The following is a 15,617-nucleotide window of genomic DNA, read 5'->3' as shown; positions in this document are numbered from 1 at the left end:
ACAAAGAAGCGAAGCCCGACCAAGCGAGAAAAAAAGGCGCCTCCCGCTCATTAGCTATCATGCAATAAAGAGCGAAATCACCGGATAGCGGGGAAGAGCATGAATAGATGGCGGCGGCTTTGGTTGATTATCAAGCTGATTGCAGCCTTGGCGGCCTGTGTGGCCGTCGCTGTTCAGGCTTTTCTCTACATGCTGGACAGCTCCGACGCCGTGCAAATTCACCCCTTGAGCATTTTGGTTGTCGGGCTGATTTTTGGCTTTATTGTTTTTGGACTTCTCTCATTGATTGAAAGGGGTGTGTTGCGACTGGTGGCCCCGATCATTTCCAGACCTCAAGCAGAACCTGAAGGCGATGCCAGTGCAATGCCGGAACGGCCACTGACCTTCTCAACCGAAGACCCCACTCATCAGAGAAACCTGTGACCTTGCGCTGGCAGCTTTCGCAAGAGCCCCGTGGACGGATCTCACAGGCGTAATTCCGGGCTGACACAAACGAGAGAATCGTCCTACTTCGCACGCGGATACGTCCGAGATTGATCGAAGGTATATTCGTTTTTCAGCGAAGGCATCCGTAATGACTTCGCGGTCGAGCAGGTGGCTGGACGTTACGCACCATCTTCTGGTTGATCGGTTAATCGATGATTTATTCCCTCAAGGAGGAGGTAGCGATGTACAGCAGCAGTGAAGAAGGTTTTCAGAGTGATGATCAGACCGGGGTGACACGAGGCAAGCCAATATCCAGTGTTCTTCATCTGGATACCGGGCGGTTGGCCAACATTTTCAAAGCGCGGATAAAGAATACCGGGTGCCCGTTCTGTGAGCATGATGAGTGGGAGTTGCCACTTCAGGCCGGGGCGACGGGCGTAGGGTTGCCCTGGTCGTATGGCAAAGAGTACTTACGCTCCGGCACACCGGCGGTGATGCTTAATTGCAAGTACTGCGGATTTATTCGCCTGCATTCGCTCAATGTGCTGGCAGATATCATCGTCGAAGACAGCAGCAAAACCGTAGCGCTGGAGGTCTGCGATGAGTGAACCTTTTGTGCTGGTAAACCTTGATGAGCATTACCCCGACCGCTTCCCGAGCAACAAACGAAGTGGCACTGACGAGAATGGACGAAGACCACCAGGTCCTCCAGGAGAAAACCCATTGGAACCGCGAGTATCCAAACTTGAGACGCATATCGAATACGTCCGACGTGACATCGGTGACCTTCGCGTGGAGTTTCGTGACCACCGTCAAGAGTCTCGAACGGATTTTCGGGAGCATCGCAAAGAAGCTCGAACGGATTTTCGTTTACTGTTCGGCGCGTTGATCACCACGGCGCTGGGCTTGGCAGCCATGATGGGAAAAGGGTTCGGTTGGTTGTAAATGAGTGAGTAAAAAGAAAAACCGGCTAAACGCCGGTTTTTTCGTGCAATTTGCCGACACCCTGATTTTGTCTCCGCTCTGAGGTCGCCAGCCCCTCAGAACGAAGGCGGCGTAATCACCCAGATCACCACCGCGTCCACCTCCCCAGGATTGCCATACCGATGCGGCTCCTGGCTCGAAAAGCTGAAACTGTCCCCTTCATTCAGCTGGAAATAACGCTCCCCCACCCACAACTCAAAACTCCCCGACAGCAAATACCCGGCTTCTTCGCCTTCATGGCTGTAACTCTGCTGACTGTAGGTCCCGGGCGGAAACCGTGAGTGCAGCATCTCCAATTGTCGATTCGGCTGCGGCGTCAGCAGCTGATCCACAATCCCATCCTCATAATGCACGCTCATCCGAGTGTTCTTGCGTACCACAACGCCGGCATCTTCAGGCGCGGTATTGCCCTCGCTGGCAAAGAACCATTGAATGGTCACACCCAAACTACGCGCGATGTTGAACAGCGCAGGAATGGACGGGTAAGCCAGATTCCGTTCCAGTTGGCTGATATACCCCGCCGTCAGCTCGCTCATCTGCGCCAGTTCCGCCAGGGTCATGCCCCGACGTTTACGCAACCCACGAATCCGTGTGCCGAGAAAATGCGGCTCTGCCGTGGCGCTGTCCTGTGTGAGCGCGCTGCTGGCAGGCGGCATCTTGCTGCTGTTGCTCATGGCGTGCTCCAAACCGGGGTGTGTAAAAGCCCCGGAGTATAAAACAGCCTCAAAGCGCCCAGGCGACTTTCAAACCTTCGTAGATGGCTTCTTCGGCGGTGCGCGGGGCGAGGCAATCGCCGATGCGACGAAATTCCACCAGGCCTTGCAGTTCAGCGCCGAGGGTATCGACGGGTTGATGGCCCTGGCAGAGCACCAGTGTGTCGATGTTTTCGAAGAGCATCGGTTCGCCGCTGGCGGTGTGTTGCAGGTAGACGGTATTGTCGTCGCAGCCGTAGAGGCGGGCGTAGGGGGTGATCGGGATGCCGAGTTTGTGCAGTTCGCCGGCCAGTTGATCGCGCACGTACAGCGGCAGGTTTTCCCCGCAATGGGTGCCGTTGACGGCGAGTTGCACCTGGTGTCCGGCGCGTACCAGACGTTCGGCGATGCCGGGACCGATCCAGTCGGCACGCCAATCGACGACCACCACGGAACGACCGATTTGCACTTCCTCGCGCAGCACTTGCCAGGCGTCTACGACCTGCAATTCGCCGCCGCGCTCGAACGCCGGCCAATACGGTTCGGCGCCGGTAGCGACGATCACCATGTCCGGGCGTTCGCGTTCGACCAGCGCCCGGTCGACACGGGTGTTACGCACGACGCGCACCCCGGCCAGATCCATTTCGCGTTGCAGGTTGGTGCTGGTACCGCCGAATTCGGCGCGTCGAGGCAGCAGTTGCGCCAGCAAGACCTGGCCGCCGAGCTGCGAGCTGGCTTCGTAAAGGGTCACCTCATGTCCGCGCTGGGCGGCCACGGCGGCGGCTTTCATCCCGGCCGGTCCGCCGCCGGCGATCATGATGCGTTTGCGTTGAACGGCTGGCTGCCGTTGGCCGAAGATCAGTTCGCGGCCGGTTTCCGGGTGCTGAATGCAGGAAATCGGCAGGCCTTTGTGGAAGTGGCCGATGCACGCCTGGTTGCAGGCGATGCAGGCGCGCACGTCTTCGACGTGGCCGGTGTCGGTTTTGTTGGGCATTTGTGGGTCGCAGATCAGCGCGCGGGTCATGCCGCAGACATCGGCCTGGCCGCGGGCCAGAATCAGTTCGGCTTCTTGCGGCTGGTTGATGCGTCCGGTGACGAACAGCGGAATCGACAACCCGGCCTTGAACGTTCCAGCTTCCTTGGCCAGATAAGCGGCTTCGATCGCCATCGGCGGCACGATGTGCACGGCGCCGCCCAACGAAGCCGAGGTGCCGGCGACGATGTGCACGTAATCCAGAATCGGTTGCAGCGATTGTACGGCGGCCAGGGATTCGTCCTCGGTCAGCCCTTCAGGGTCGCGCTCATCGGCGGAAATGCGCAGGCCGATGATGAAATGCTCATCAGTGTTGGCGCGCACCGCAGCGATCACTTCACGCAGGAAACGCAGGCGCTGTTCCAGCTCGCCGTTGTAGTCATCGGTGCGACGGTTGACCCGGGGGTTGATGAATTGCGCCGGCAGGTAGCCATGGCTGGCGACCACTTCCACACCGTCGATTCCGGCCTGATACAGGCGTCGGGCCGCTGCGCCGTAACCGCCGACGATCTCGTCGATCATCGTTTGATCCAACGCACGCGGCATCACCCGAAACCGTTCGTTAGGCACCGCCGAAGGCGAGTAGGCGACGGCCAGCAAGCCATCGCTGGACTCCATGATTTCCCGACCCGGATGGAAGAGCTGCGACAGCACCACGGTGCCGTGCGCATGACAACGCTCAGCGATCGTTCGATAGCCCTCGATGCAAGCGTCGTCGGTGGCCATCAGCACGTGCGAGGTGTACCGCGCGCTGTCATGCACGCCGGCCACTTGCAACACGATTAGCCCGACGCCACCTTCGGCCCGCGCGGTGTGGTAGGCGATCAGTTGCTCGTTGACCAGGTTGTCGGTGGGCATCGAGGTGTCGTGACCGCTGGACATGATGCGGTTTTTCAGGCGTTTGCCACGCAGTTGCAACGGTTCGAACAGGTGCGCGAAGGCAGGGGTAGCGGTCGACATGGTGCGATTACTCCAGGCAGGCTGAAGCCGAAAGGCCGGTTTTCGGCATTATTATTTTTCTATAAGAATTTACCGCTAGTAAAAAATCAACTGATTTTTTTACTGATGTTCTCAGGCGATTCTTCTCTGCATGACTGCCGGGGGACGAGGCGGGGAATGCACGGCAGGGCCTTTGTTTTTTATGTGTCGGCGACGTTACATGCTGTTACTCGGCTTACAAATGATCGTCAACTCTATACATTTCAATGCTGTTATTTACGGATAGGCTCTGACTACCATTGGGTTGTACAGGCGTTGCATAAAACAATAATAAACAAGCCCTGAGGCCTCCAATGAAGAAGCGTTCCCTGCTGGGTATGTTTTTAGTTTCAATGTCAGCAAGTTCACTGGAAGCGCAGGCTGCCGATCCCCAAGAAGGCTTTGTCGAGGGTGGGGCAGCCAAAGTATTGGCGCGCAATATGTACTTCAATCGAAATTCACTGTCCGATTATCCCGATGCGCGAGGTTGGGGGCAGGGCTTTTTGATGGACTATCAATCTGGTTTTACACAAGGTGAAATCGGATTCGGTATTGATGCAAGTGCCTATACCGCCTACAAACTGGATGGTGGCCGTGGCACGGTGGGGACTGGAATGTTTCCTGCCGAGGGTGAAGGTGAAAGAACAGAGTCATCGACACTCAATGGCTCTGTGAAAATGAAATGGTCAAACACAGTGATCAAGTATGGCGATCTGCGTCCCTACAATCCTGTGTTTGCAACACCCGACTTGCGCCTCATGCCAATGACGACCAGAGGCATACAGTTATTAAGCGATGATATCGACGAAGTCAGCATCGACATTGGGCACTTCTATTCCTCCAGGGGTTATACAAGCACGAACCATGATGGTGGTTTCAAGGCTGGTTACGCTGGCGTAGATAGCGGCGATGTCGATTATGCCGGTTTGACCTACCAGCCCGTCGAGGAGGGTGGTGTCGGCTTTTATGTGTCTCGTGCGGAAGACTTGTGGCGCCAGTATTATTTCAACGCCAACTACAGCTTTGCGCTGCCCCATGAACAAACACTCGGCTTTGACTTCAATATTTATCGTTCGCTGGATCAAGGGCAGGCTAATGCTGGTGATATAAATGTCACCGCGTGGTCCTTGGCAACGGCCTATGGGAATGGCCCACACACCGTTACGCTGACTTATCAAAAAGTGCATGGCAGTGAACCGTTTGATTATTTGATGTCGTCAGACGGCACTTATATGGACTCGATCTATTTGGCGAACTCTTCGCAGTATGGGGACTTCAATGGTCCCGGTGAACAGTCAGTCGGAATCGGCTATGAATATGATTTTGGCTCGACTGGTTATTTACGAACAACGCTGGGGCTTCGGTATGTATATGGATTTGATATCGACAATGAAAAAGTCGATCCGGACGGACTGTATGCTTATTTTGCCCGCGCGGATAAACAGATCGAACGTGATGTGGATATAAAAACCGTAGTCGAAAGTGGCGCCCTGAAAGATCTGTCCGTGCGAGTGCGCTACGCCGAACACGCCTTTACCGGTGACAGTGTGAAACAACTGCGGATTATTACCGAATACCCGCTCGATCTCTTCTGAGTCGTTTGCCCTGCGTCCAAAACAAGAGGTTCTACATGAAAAGCTTTCCAATAAAGTGTGTGGCATTGGCTATTACGCTGTCGTCGATGGCGTTGTCCGCACAAGCCGGCACGGTGTATATCCATGCCGGTCGCCTGGTGGATGTCGAGCGCGGCAAGGTGCTGACCGATCAACGCATCAAAATTGACGGTGAACGCATCGTTGCCGTGGAACCGTGGAGTGCTCCACCGGCTGACAGCAAAGTGATTGATTGGTCCGCCAAGACGGTCCTGCCGGGTCTGATCGATATGCACACGCATATCTCCGACTGGGACATGACCAACAACGTGGCTGAGCCGCTCCTGCATTCCCCTCAGGATGTCGCGCTCATGGGCGCAAAACACGCCTATCAAACGTTGCGTGCGGGTTTTACAACCGTGCATGACCTGGGCACTTATCGAGCCTTCACCGACGTCGCACTGCGTGATGCAATTAACGCGAATCGGGTGCTGGGGCCACGGATGAACGTCGTCGGGGCTTACATCACCGTCGCGGGCGGTGGTGGCGAAGTGACCGGATTTGCCCCCGGCGTTGAGATTCCGGCGGATATGCGCGTCGGTGTTTACCGGGATGCCAACGACGCCAAGTTGAAGACCCGTTATCTGTTCCAGCACGGCGTCGATACCATCAAGATGATGGGCACAGGTTCCGTGCTGGCCGAAGGTACCGAGCCGGGTCAAATGGAAATGACCGAAGAAGAAATGCGCGCCGTCGTACAGGAGGCCAAGGTTCATAAGAGCTATGCCACCGTTCATGCCCATGGTGCCGAAGGCATCAAGACGGCTATCCGCGCAGGTGTCAGATCCGTTGAACATGCTTCGCTACTGGATGATGAGGGCATCAAGTTGGCGAAAGACAACGGCACTTATCTGGTGATGGATATTTACAACGGTGATTACATCGATGAAGTGGGGCGCAAGGAAAACTGGCCTGAAAGTTACTTGCGCAAGAACACTGAAACAACCGACGTACAGCGCCAGGCATTTCGTAAAGCGGTCAAGGCCGGGGTGAAAATCGCCTACGGCACCGATGCGGGCGTTTATCCGATCGGGACCAATGCCAAACAGTTTGCCTACATGGTGAAGTATGGCATGACCCCGATGCAGGCCATCCAGTCCGCGACTGTCGTTGCCGCTGACCTGCTCAATTGGCAGGCGGACGTCGGTGCCGTCAGTTCGGGTCGATTCGCCGACATGATCGCCGTCGACGGTGATCCGCTCGCAGACATCTCGATCCTTGAAAAAACACCGGTCGTGATGAAGGGCGGTGCGATTGTTCCGCCTGATGTGCTGCCCGATATGTAAAAAGCTTCAACATCTGGAGTAGCCGAGGGTTGTTGCTGTACAGTCGTTCAGCTCGCGAATGGCTCATACAGAGCTCAACCCTCGCCTCCAGGAACGCCGCCCCATGACTCAGGAAGTCCGATTCTCCAGAATGACGCCGGAGCTGCGCAAAACCAATCTCATCGAGGCCACGCTCGTGTGCCTCAAGCGCGACGGCTTCCAAGGCGCATCAATACGCAAAATTTCCGCCGAGGCCGGTGTCTCGGTCGGTCTGATCAGTCATCACTATTCCGGCAAGGACGAACTGGTCGCCGAGGCCTACCTGGCAGTGACCGGACGGGTCATGGGATTGCTGCGCGCCGCCATGGAACAGGCGGCCCCCAATGCCCGCGAGCGTCTGTCGGCGTTCTTTCGCGGCTCGTTTTCCGCTGAATTGCTGGACCCGCAACTGCTCGACGCCTGGCTGGCGTTCTGGGGCGCGGTCAAGACGGCAGAGGCGATCAACCTCGCCCACGAACATTCCTATGGCGAGTATCGCGGCATTTTGCGCAAGGTGCTGACCGAACTGGCGCAGGAAGAGGGCTGGGAAAACTTCGACGCCGATCTGGCGGCCATCAGCCTCAGTGCTCTACTCGACGGTTTGTGGCTGGAGTCAGGGCTCAACCCCGGCACCTTTACCCCTGAACAGGGCATGCAGATCTGCGAAGCCTGGGTTGATGGTTTGCAGGCGGGTGGGCGTCAGCGTTTCTGTTTGCAGACGACGGGCTGTTGATCGATCGTTCAGCAATGGATACTCTCAGGCGTCGATGCAGGAAAAAACTCTAATAAGAAACACGCCTACGGGCACACGCAGGACACCATGCGATGACTCCTCGAGTATTGATCGTCGATGACGATCCGTTGATTCGCGAACTGCTGCAGGCTTACTTGAGCCAGGAAGGTTACGAGGTGCATTGCGCCGCCACCGCAGAGCTGGCCGAAACCTTCCTGGCGACCCAGACGGTCGATCTGGTGATGCTCGATATCCGCTTGCCCGGCAAGGACGGCCTGACCCTGACCCGGGAGCTGCGGGTCCGTTCGGAAGTCGGGATCATTCTGATCACCGGGCGCAACGATGAAATCGATCGTATCGTCGGCCTCGAGTGCGGCGCCGATGATTACGTGATCAAACCGCTCAATCCACGCGAACTGGTGTCCCGGGCGAAGAACCTGATACGCCGGGTGCGTCATGCCCATACGCCTAAATCGGTTGCAGCCATTTCTCGACCGGTCAAACAGTTTGCCGCCTGGGGCCTGGACACGGATCGCCGACGGTTGATCGACAACAGCGGCAGCGAAACCCTGCTGACCCACGGCGAGTATCAATTGCTCAGCGTGTTCTTGCGCAACAGCGGTCACACCCTGAGCCGCGATCAACTGATGGACCAGATTCGCAACCGCGAATGGGTGCCCAACGACCGCTCCATCGACGTGCTTGTCGGACGTCTGCGACGCAAGTTGCACGATGACCCGGCCGAGCCGCAATTGATCATCACCATCCACGGCGCCGGTTATCTGTTCACCGCCAGCGTGGCAGCCTGAACGCGGTGCTGCGACGTTTTAGCTTGCTGTTGGCGTTGCTCGCCGACAGCGCGATGGCGGCGGACAAAGTCCGCTATTGCGATTATCCGGTCTACCCCCCGATCTCCTGGAGTGACGGCAAACAGGTGCGCGGCGTAGCGCCCGGCGTGGTGAAAGCGCTTTTTGGACAGCTGGGCTATGAAGTGGAAATCGTCGAGCTGGACAACTGGAATCGCTGCGTGCGCGATGCCGCCGAAGGCCGGGTCGACGTGGTGCTGATGTATAGCACCGCGGAGCGTGAGCAGAGCATGGTCTTTTCCACAGTCCCGGTATTGCGCGAAGAAGTCGCCGTGTTCATCAATCGTCAGCATCCGGTGACAATCGAGCGGCTGGAGGACCTGGCCAATTACCGCGGCGGATTGTTGTTCGGTGAAAGTTACGGCGTGGTGTTCGACCGCTTCGTCGCCGAGCATCAGAACATCGAAATGGTCTCTGACAGCAGTCAAAACTTCGGAAAACTGATTCGCGGACGCATCGACTTCATCGTCTCGGAGCGGCGTACCGGGCAGATGCGGGTCGAGACCCTGCCAGGGGCGCAAGACATCGTCGCTTTGCCCAATTCCTTTGGCGTGGATTACTTGCGGGTGGCCGTGTCGCGCCGTTCTGCGCTGGCCGGTCGCATGCCTGAAATCGATGCGCAGTTGAAGCGCATGGTCGACTCGGGGGAGGTCGACCGTTTACTTCACGAAAGTCAGGTCACCTACCGCGACATGATCAAACTGCCGGCCGATAAGCAATGATTCGAGCCCGGCCCGGTGGACTGCTGCGGCGTCTGCTGCTGTTCATTCTGCTATTCAGCCTGTGCTTCACCGTGGTGGCTAGCAGCGTGCAGTTGTACTTCGAATACCGCCGCGAGATGCGCGAGATCGATTCGCGCATGGCGTTGATTCGGGCCGGTTATCTGGCCAGTCTGGAGCGCAGCCTCTGGGATTTGAACCAGGAACAACTGAATGTGCAATTGCGCGGACTGGTGGATTTTTCCGACGTGACGCGGGTTCGCCTGACCAGCCCGGATTTCGACTTGCTGCAAGGCAATCCAGCGCCGATCGGGCCGCTGCGCATCGAGCGTTTTCAACTGGACTATCAACCGCCGTCCGGGCCGAAGCGGCATCTCGGGCAACTGGAAGTCAGCACCGATCTGGGCGCCGTGCATCAGCGTTTGTATGCCACCGGCTTGACCAGTTTGCTGTGGATGAGCGTGTTTCTGTGTGGGCTGGCGGTCGCGCTATCGTGGTTGTTTTACCGCCTGGTGACCCGGCACCTGAAAGTCATGGCCGAGTTCGCACGACGCATCGCCGCCGGTGACTGGTACGAACCGATGCATCTGGACAAGCGGCGCAGCGTCCACCCGGATGAGATCGACACCGTGGCCTATGCGCTGGACGACATGCGCCGGGCGATCGTCAGTGACATTGACCGCCGGGAAACCGATCGGCTGGCGCTGCAAGACAACCGCGATGAACTGTTCCGAATGGTCGAGCGCCGCACTGCCAGTCTGATGCGTGCCAAGGACGAAGCCGAGGCGGCCAACCTCGCCAAGTCACGTTTTCTGGCGACCATGAGCCACGAACTGCGCACCCCGCTCAACGGCATCCTCGGCATGGCGGAGCTGCTGCGCGGCGCACGTCTGGATGAGCGCGATGGCAAGCGCCTGGATGCGTTGTACAAGGCGGGCGAAGGGTTGCTGTCGATTCTCAATGAAGTGCTGTATTTCGCTCGGTTGGAGGAAGGTGTCAGTCACCCGGAAGCGGTGGATTTTTCACTCCGACAGTTGCTGGATGAGGTGCTCACGCTGCTGGAACCGCGCGCGTTGAGCAACGACACGACGCTGCACTGCCGGATGGATCCGCAAGTGGCTGATCGGCACCACGGCGCCGAACAATTCTTGCGTCAGGTATTGAGCAACTTGCTGGCCAACGCGATCAAGTTCACCGAGGGTGGAGAGGTCAGAGTCGAGGTTGTGCTGTTGGCTCCCAACCCGCAACAGACCGGGCAACGGCTGCGCGTGAGCGTGACGGACAACGGCATCGGCATTGCGCCGGCGGTGCAGGAAAAGATTTTCGAGCGCTTCACTCAGGCCAGCGAGGAGGTGGCGCAGCGCTTCGGCGGAACCGGTCTCGGATTGGCCATATGCAAACATCTGGTGGAGCAGTTGGGTGGGCAGATCGGTGTTGAAAGTCAGGTCGGGCAGGGCAGCTGTTTCTGGTTTGAATTGACGTTGCAACCGTCGTCCGGCACCACCGATGTGGTGTCAAGCAGCGAACCCGGCAGACCGCTGAAGATTCTGGTGGTCGAGGACGTGGCGCTGAACCGTGAAGTGGTCAGCGGCTTGCTGCAACGGGACGGGCATCAGGTCTGGCTCGCCGAAGACGGTGAGCAGGCGCTGACGCAATGCGCCGCGCAGACGTTCGATTTGATCCTGCTCGATGTGCACCTGCCGGGCATCAGCGGCGTCGAGTTGTGCTCGCTGATTCGCCGCACCGAAGGCCCGAACCGCCAATGCCGAATCTTCGCCTTGACCGCCAGCGTGCAACCGGCGCTGGTGCGCGGTTATCTGGACGCCGGGATGGACGGCATCCTCGCCAAACCGCTGAAGCTCGACAATCTGCGTCAGGCCCTGGCCGGGCATTCACCAATACTCGCGCCGCAACCTGTTGACGAGGCGATGGATTGGCCGTTGCTGGACACTCACCGCACCTTGCTCGGTGAACAGAAACTGCAGGGGTTGCTGGCGGTGTTGCGCGATTCCATCAGTCAGCATCGCGAAGCGCTCACGGAAGCGATCGAAGCCGACGATTGCACCGAAGTCGCTCACCTGGCGCATCGCCTGGCCGGCAGCAGCGACTCATTGGGCTTCCGTGCGTTGGCCACTTTTTTACGCGCGCTGGAGGAGGCCGCTCTGGTCAACGACGAATCAAGGTTGCGCGCATTGGCGCCGCAGGTTCATGCGCAATTGCAGCAGTCGCAACAGACGCTGATCGGCCTGCTGCACAGCTGACGTACAAGTTTGTTACGACTTTTTACAACTTCGAGCTTTAAGGTCAACGTGAGCTTACATGGTCTTCCAATAATCGAGACAACCGCCACAGCGCGGTCTTCGAAGCTTATTGGAGATAATAATAATGAACCGCCGTAAAGCTCATCCATCCTTGCGCCACGCGCACCTTGCTGATTATTGAGGTGCCGATATGAGCGAAGCTACCGAACGCAAAGGCATCCATCTGACCCGCGCCCTGAAGAGCCGGCACATTTTCATGTTGTCCCTGGGCGGCGTGATTGGCACCGGGCTGTTTATGGGCTCTGGCTTGACGATCAATCAGGGCGGGCCGGTGGGGGCGATTCTGGCCTACCTGGTCGCCGGTTTCCTGATGTACCTGGTGATGGTGTGCCTGGGCGAACTGTCCGTGCACATGCCGGTTTCCGGCTCTTTTCAAACCCATGCCACTAAATACATCGGGCCGGCCACCGGGTTCATGATCGGCTGGGTGTACTGGATGAGTTGGGCGACCACTGTGGGCCTGGAGTTCACGGCGGCAGGCATGCTGATGGAACGCTGGTTTCCAACCATTCCGATCTGGTACTGGTCGGCGCTGTTCGTGGTGGTGCTGTTCGGCCTGAATGCGTTGGCGACACGTGCTTTTGGTGAAGCGGAATACTGGTTCTCCGGGATCAAAGTCGCGGCGATTCTCGGTTTTATCGTGGTCGGTGTGCTGGTGATTTTCGGCGCCATCCCGCTGACCAGCGGCGCACCGGCGCCGATGGCGTCCAACTTGATCGGCGATTCATTGTTCCCGAATGGTCTGTCTGCGGTGTTCGCGGTGATGATGACCGTGGTCTACGCTTTCCAGGGCTGCGAGATCATGGGCGTGGCCGCCGGCGAAACCGACCAGCCGGAAAAAAGCATCCCGCGTGCCGTGCGCAACGTGGTGTTTCGCGTGTTGATTTTCTATGTGCTGGCGATCGTGGTGCTGTCGGCAATCGTGCCGTGGCAGCAGGCCGGGTTGATGGAAAGTCCGTTCGTGCAGGTGTTCGACATGGTCGGCATTCCTTATGCGGCTGACTTGATGAACTTCGTGATTCTTACGGCGATTCTGTCGGTGGGCAACTCCGGCCTGTATGCCTCGACGCGCATTCTGTGGGCGATGTCGAAGACCGGCATGGCGCCGAAAAGCCTGTCGCCGTTGAGCAAGCGTGGCGTGCCGTTGCGGGCGCTGAGCATCACCTTGTGCTTCGCGCTGGTGTCGTTGATGACCAGTTTCGTCGCGGCGGACACGCTGTTCATGGTGCTGATGGCGGTGAGCGGCATGTCGGGCACCGTGACCTGGATCGTGATCGCACTGGCGCAGTACAAATTCCGCAAGGCTTACCTGCGCGATGGCGGCAAGCTCAGCGACTTGAAATACCGCGCGCCGTGGTTCCCGTTGTTGCCGCTGACGTGCATTGCGTTGTGCTGTTCGCTGTTCGTTTTCCTGGCATTGGATGAAACGCAGCGCCCTTCGTTGTATTGGGGCTTCGGGTTTATCGCGGTGTGCTATGCCGCGTATTTCCTGACTCAACGCAAGCGCCAGGCGGTGCTGGCAGCGAGCTTGCCGACGGCGTAACCGCACACCCCAAGACAAAACCATGTGGGAGCGAGCCTGCTCGCGATGACGGTGGATCGGTCAACAGAGATGTTGAACCGAATTCCGTCATCGCGAGCAGGCTCACTCCCACAGTTGTTTGCGGCGGGCTGTAAATCGGCGATGCGGCACGCAGTTGTGCAAAGTTGTAACAGTGCAGTCGCTGCAAAGGCGGATGCGGAGAATTAATTCAATAAAATCAATTGGTTATTAAGTAAATGGCGTTGTTACAGCCTATTTCCCTGCCAATTGCCGTCTTACTGAACACTCGTTTAGTATGGCCTCAAGTCGCATCACCTCACGCCAAACACAATAATTCGAGGATTCGCATGACTACTCACATTTCTCTGCTCTGCCAGGTAAAAGCCGGCGTGGCCTGGATCACCCTCGATCGCCCCGCTCAGCGTAATGCGCTGGACATTCCGACCCTGAAAAACCTGCACGCCTTGCTCGATGAGTACAACGCCGATCCCGCCGTTCGGGTTGTCGTGCTGACCGGCAGCGGCCGCAGTTTCTGCTCCGGCGCGGATCTCGCCGAATGGGCCGAAGCCGAAGCCCGTGGCGCCCTCGAAATCTACGGCTGGACCGAAACCGCCCACGCCCTGATGAGCCGTTTGTACAGCCTCGAAAAACCGACCATCGCCGCCATCAACGGCACGGCCGTCGGCGCCGGGATGGACCTGACGCTGTGCTGCGACCTGCGCATCGCCGCGCAATCGGCGCGCTTCAAGGCCGGCTACACCAGCATGGCCTACTCGCCGGACGCCGGTGCCAGCTGGCATCTGCCTCGCCTGATCGGCACTGAACAAGCCAAGCGCCTGCTGTTCCTCGACGAGTTGTGGGGGGCTGATCGTGCCTTGGCGGCCGGTCTCGTCGGCGAAGTCTGCGCCGATGATCAACTGCACGACGTGACCACTGAATTGGCCACGCGCATGGCCAACGGTCCGACGTTCGCTTTCGCCCAGACCAAAAAACTCATGCGCGAAGGCGCCCAGCGCAGCCTCCCGGAGCAACTGCAAGCCGAGCTCGCCGCCGGCCTGCTTTGCGGTCGCAGCAAAGACGGCGCCGAAGCCTTGCGCGCCGCCATCGAAAAACGCCCGGCACACTTCAGCGGCCAATAGGCCCGTCGGTTGGCCCCGTACACCTACTCAGCACATGAACAACAGGTAGCCCCATGAATTTCCAACTGACCCAAGAACAAGACATGTTGGTGGACGCGGTACGCAGCTTTGTCGCCAAGGAACTGCTGCCTCATGAGGAAGCGGTCGACCGCGCCGACGAAGTCTCCCCGGAGCTGGCGGCACAGATCCGTGGCAAGGCGATTGCGGCGGGTTTCTATGCCTTCAACATGCCGGAAGAAGTGGGCGGTGGCGGCCTCGATTACCTGTCCCAGGCGCTGATCGAACGTGAACTGTCCAAGGTCTCGTGGGCGCTGCATGTATTCGTCGCGCGGCCGTCGAAAATCCTCATGGCCTGCACCGGTGACCAGATCAACGACTACCTGCTGCCGTGCATCCAGGGCGAGAAGATCGATTGCTTCGCGCTGACCGAGCCGGGTGCCGGTTCCGACGCCAACGCGATCAAGACCCGTGCCGTGCGCGATGGCGATGACTTCATTCTCAACGGCAGCAAGCACTTCATCAGCCACGCCGGTCATGCCGATTTCGCCATCGTTTTCGCCGTCACTGACACTTACGAACACAACGGCAAACAGCGCAACGCCGTGACCTCGTTCCTGGTCGACCGCGACACGCCGGGCATGACCATTCGCCGTGGTCCCAAGTGCGTGAGCAACCGCGGTTACCACACCTTTGAAATGTTCTTCGACGACTGCCGCGTCCCCGCCAATAAAGTGCTGGGCGAAGTCGGCAAGGGCTGGGACGTGGCCAACGCCTGGCTCACCGCCGGGCGGGTAATGGTCGCCGCCAACTGCGTCGGCCAGGCGCAACGCGCGCTCGACGTGTCGCTGCAATGGGCCGCCGACCGCAAGCAATTCGGCCAGCCGATCGGCACCTACCAGGGCATCTCGTTCAAGCTCGCCGACATGGTCACGCAGATCCGTGCCGCCGAACTGCTGACCTTGCACACCGCCTGGAAAATGGACCAGGGCACCATGACCGACGGCGAGGCCGGCATGGCCAAGCTGTTCGCCAGTGAAGTGCTCGGCAAGGTCGCCGATGAGGCGGTGCAGATCTTTGGCGGCATGGGCCTGATGGACGAATGCCCGGTGGAACGCATCTGGCGCAACGCGCGGATCGAGCGCGTCTGGGAAGGCACCTCGGAGATCCAGCGCCACATCATTTCCCGCGAATTGCTGCGGCCATTGTTGCGCTAACCGGCCCGGAGAA

Annotated in this window: 14 protein-coding genes; 12 read left to right on the top strand and 2 right to left on the bottom strand. The window is 58.5% G+C overall.

Annotated elements, in window-relative coordinates; genetic code table 11:
* The first annotated feature begins 99 nt into the window (after window positions 1-99).
* The 3 genes from K0F88_RS12010 to K0F88_RS12000 all read left to right on the top strand — a co-directional run bounded on the left by K0F88_RS12010 (window position 100) and on the right by K0F88_RS12000 (window position 1,371).
* Complete coding sequence (locus K0F88_RS12010) at window positions 100-423, top strand: preprotein translocase subunit Sec61beta (RefSeq protein WP_094468661.1); 324 nt, start codon at window positions 100-102, stop codon at window positions 421-423.
* Window positions 424-668: 245 nt separating this feature from the next.
* Window positions 669-1,034: a hypothetical protein gene (locus K0F88_RS12005; RefSeq protein WP_094468660.1), complete on the top strand. Its 366-nt coding sequence runs from the start codon at window positions 669-671 to the stop codon at window positions 1,032-1,034.
* On the top strand, window positions 1,027-1,371 hold the full coding sequence (locus tag K0F88_RS12000; RefSeq protein ID WP_217902005.1) for a hypothetical protein: 345 nt from the start codon (window positions 1,027-1,029) through the stop codon (window positions 1,369-1,371). Before K0F88_RS12005 ends, K0F88_RS12000 begins: the two co-directional genes overlap by 8 nt.
* 95 nt (window positions 1,372-1,466) lie before the next feature.
* Here K0F88_RS12000 and K0F88_RS11995 read toward each other — a convergent pair whose 3' ends face one another.
* Window positions 1,467-2,066 (bottom strand): cupin domain-containing protein, encoded by a 600-nt coding sequence (locus K0F88_RS11995; RefSeq protein ID WP_176457682.1) that lies wholly within the window; start codon window positions 2,064-2,066, stop codon window positions 1,467-1,469.
* Window positions 2,067-2,133: 67 nt separating this feature from the next.
* On the bottom strand, window positions 2,134-4,095 hold the full coding sequence (locus K0F88_RS11990) for an FAD-dependent oxidoreductase (RefSeq protein WP_219095198.1): 1,962 nt from the start codon (window positions 4,093-4,095) through the stop codon (window positions 2,134-2,136).
* A 332-nt stretch (window positions 4,096-4,427) separates the two neighbouring features.
* On the opposite strand from K0F88_RS11990, the gene K0F88_RS11985 reads away from it, so the two are divergent.
* The 9 genes from K0F88_RS11985 to K0F88_RS11945 all read left to right on the top strand — a co-directional run bounded on the left by K0F88_RS11985 (window position 4,428) and on the right by K0F88_RS11945 (window position 15,604).
* Window positions 4,428-5,708 carry an OprD family outer membrane porin gene (locus K0F88_RS11985; protein WP_219095197.1) on the top strand — a complete coding sequence of 427 codons (1,281 nt, stop codon included), beginning with the start codon at window positions 4,428-4,430 and terminating at the stop codon, window positions 5,706-5,708.
* A gap of 35 nt (window positions 5,709-5,743) precedes the next feature.
* Window positions 5,744-7,051, top strand: a complete 1,308-nt coding sequence (locus K0F88_RS11980) for an amidohydrolase family protein (protein ID WP_257605245.1) — start codon at window positions 5,744-5,746, stop codon at window positions 7,049-7,051.
* A 103-nt stretch (window positions 7,052-7,154) separates the two neighbouring features.
* Window positions 7,155-7,802: a TetR family transcriptional regulator C-terminal domain-containing protein gene (locus tag K0F88_RS11975; RefSeq protein ID WP_219095196.1), complete on the top strand. Its 648-nt coding sequence runs from the start codon at window positions 7,155-7,157 to the stop codon at window positions 7,800-7,802.
* A 92-nt stretch (window positions 7,803-7,894) separates the two neighbouring features.
* Window positions 7,895-8,611, top strand: a complete 717-nt coding sequence (locus K0F88_RS11970; RefSeq protein WP_094468654.1) for a response regulator — start codon at window positions 7,895-7,897, stop codon at window positions 8,609-8,611.
* 53 nt (window positions 8,612-8,664) lie between these two features.
* On the top strand, window positions 8,665-9,390 hold the full coding sequence (locus K0F88_RS11965) for an ABC transporter substrate-binding protein (RefSeq protein ID WP_094468676.1): 726 nt from the start codon (window positions 8,665-8,667) through the stop codon (window positions 9,388-9,390).
* The gene (locus tag K0F88_RS11960) at window positions 9,387-11,648 is read left to right on the top strand and encodes an ATP-binding protein (protein WP_094468653.1); all 2,262 of its coding nucleotides are present in this window, start codon (window positions 9,387-9,389) and stop codon (window positions 11,646-11,648) included. Before K0F88_RS11965 ends, K0F88_RS11960 begins: the two co-directional genes overlap by 4 nt.
* 190 nt (window positions 11,649-11,838) lie before the next feature.
* The gene (locus K0F88_RS11955; RefSeq protein WP_094468652.1) at window positions 11,839-13,251 is read left to right on the top strand and encodes an amino acid permease; all 1,413 of its coding nucleotides are present in this window, start codon (window positions 11,839-11,841) and stop codon (window positions 13,249-13,251) included.
* 347 nt (window positions 13,252-13,598) lie between these two features.
* Window positions 13,599-14,390: an enoyl-CoA hydratase/isomerase family protein gene (locus tag K0F88_RS11950; protein ID WP_219095195.1), complete on the top strand. Its 792-nt coding sequence runs from the start codon at window positions 13,599-13,601 to the stop codon at window positions 14,388-14,390.
* Between the two features lie 53 nt (window positions 14,391-14,443).
* A complete protein-coding gene (locus tag K0F88_RS11945; RefSeq protein WP_219095194.1) occupies window positions 14,444-15,604 on the top strand; it encodes an acyl-CoA dehydrogenase family protein in 1,161 nt (386 codons plus the stop codon).
* The last annotated feature ends 13 nt before the right edge of the window (window positions 15,605-15,617 follow it).

The organism is Pseudomonas sp. UMAB-40 (assembly GCF_900095275.1).
Lineage (GTDB): Bacteria > Pseudomonadota > Gammaproteobacteria > Pseudomonadales > Pseudomonadaceae > Aquipseudomonas > Aquipseudomonas mandelii_B.
Note: the sequence above shows the minus strand (reverse complement) of the source record. Positions and strands in the feature narration are given on the sequence as shown.

Excerpts from the sequence above, each read along its gene's own strand:
- K0F88_RS11960 (WP_094468653.1), top strand. The coding sequence starts at position 9,387 with ATGATTCGAGCCCGGCCCGGTGGACTGCTGCGGCGTCTGCTGCTGTTC.
- K0F88_RS12005 (WP_094468660.1), top strand. The coding sequence starts at position 669 with ATGTACAGCAGCAGTGAAGAAGGTTTTCAGAGTGATGATCAGACCGGG.
- K0F88_RS11990 (WP_219095198.1), bottom strand. The coding sequence starts at position 4,095 with ATGTCGACCGCTACCCCTGCCTTCGCGCACCTGTTCGAACCGTTGCAA.
- K0F88_RS11945 (WP_219095194.1), top strand. The coding sequence starts at position 14,444 with ATGAATTTCCAACTGACCCAAGAACAAGACATGTTGGTGGACGCGGTA.
- K0F88_RS11985 (WP_219095197.1), top strand. The coding sequence starts at position 4,428 with ATGAAGAAGCGTTCCCTGCTGGGTATGTTTTTAGTTTCAATGTCAGCA.
- K0F88_RS11975 (WP_219095196.1), top strand. The coding sequence starts at position 7,155 with ATGACTCAGGAAGTCCGATTCTCCAGAATGACGCCGGAGCTGCGCAAA.
- K0F88_RS11995 (WP_176457682.1), bottom strand. The coding sequence starts at position 2,066 with ATGCCGCCTGCCAGCAGCGCGCTCACACAGGACAGCGCCACGGCAGAG.
- K0F88_RS12010 (WP_094468661.1), top strand. The coding sequence starts at position 100 with ATGAATAGATGGCGGCGGCTTTGGTTGATTATCAAGCTGATTGCAGCC.
- K0F88_RS12000 (WP_217902005.1), top strand. The coding sequence starts at position 1,027 with ATGAGTGAACCTTTTGTGCTGGTAAACCTTGATGAGCATTACCCCGAC.
- K0F88_RS11955 (WP_094468652.1), top strand. The coding sequence starts at position 11,839 with ATGAGCGAAGCTACCGAACGCAAAGGCATCCATCTGACCCGCGCCCTG.
- K0F88_RS11950 (WP_219095195.1), top strand. The coding sequence starts at position 13,599 with ATGACTACTCACATTTCTCTGCTCTGCCAGGTAAAAGCCGGCGTGGCC.
- K0F88_RS11965 (WP_094468676.1), top strand. The coding sequence starts at position 8,665 with ATGGCGGCGGACAAAGTCCGCTATTGCGATTATCCGGTCTACCCCCCG.
- K0F88_RS11970 (WP_094468654.1), top strand. The coding sequence starts at position 7,895 with ATGACTCCTCGAGTATTGATCGTCGATGACGATCCGTTGATTCGCGAA.
- K0F88_RS11980 (WP_257605245.1), top strand. The coding sequence starts at position 5,744 with ATGAAAAGCTTTCCAATAAAGTGTGTGGCATTGGCTATTACGCTGTCG.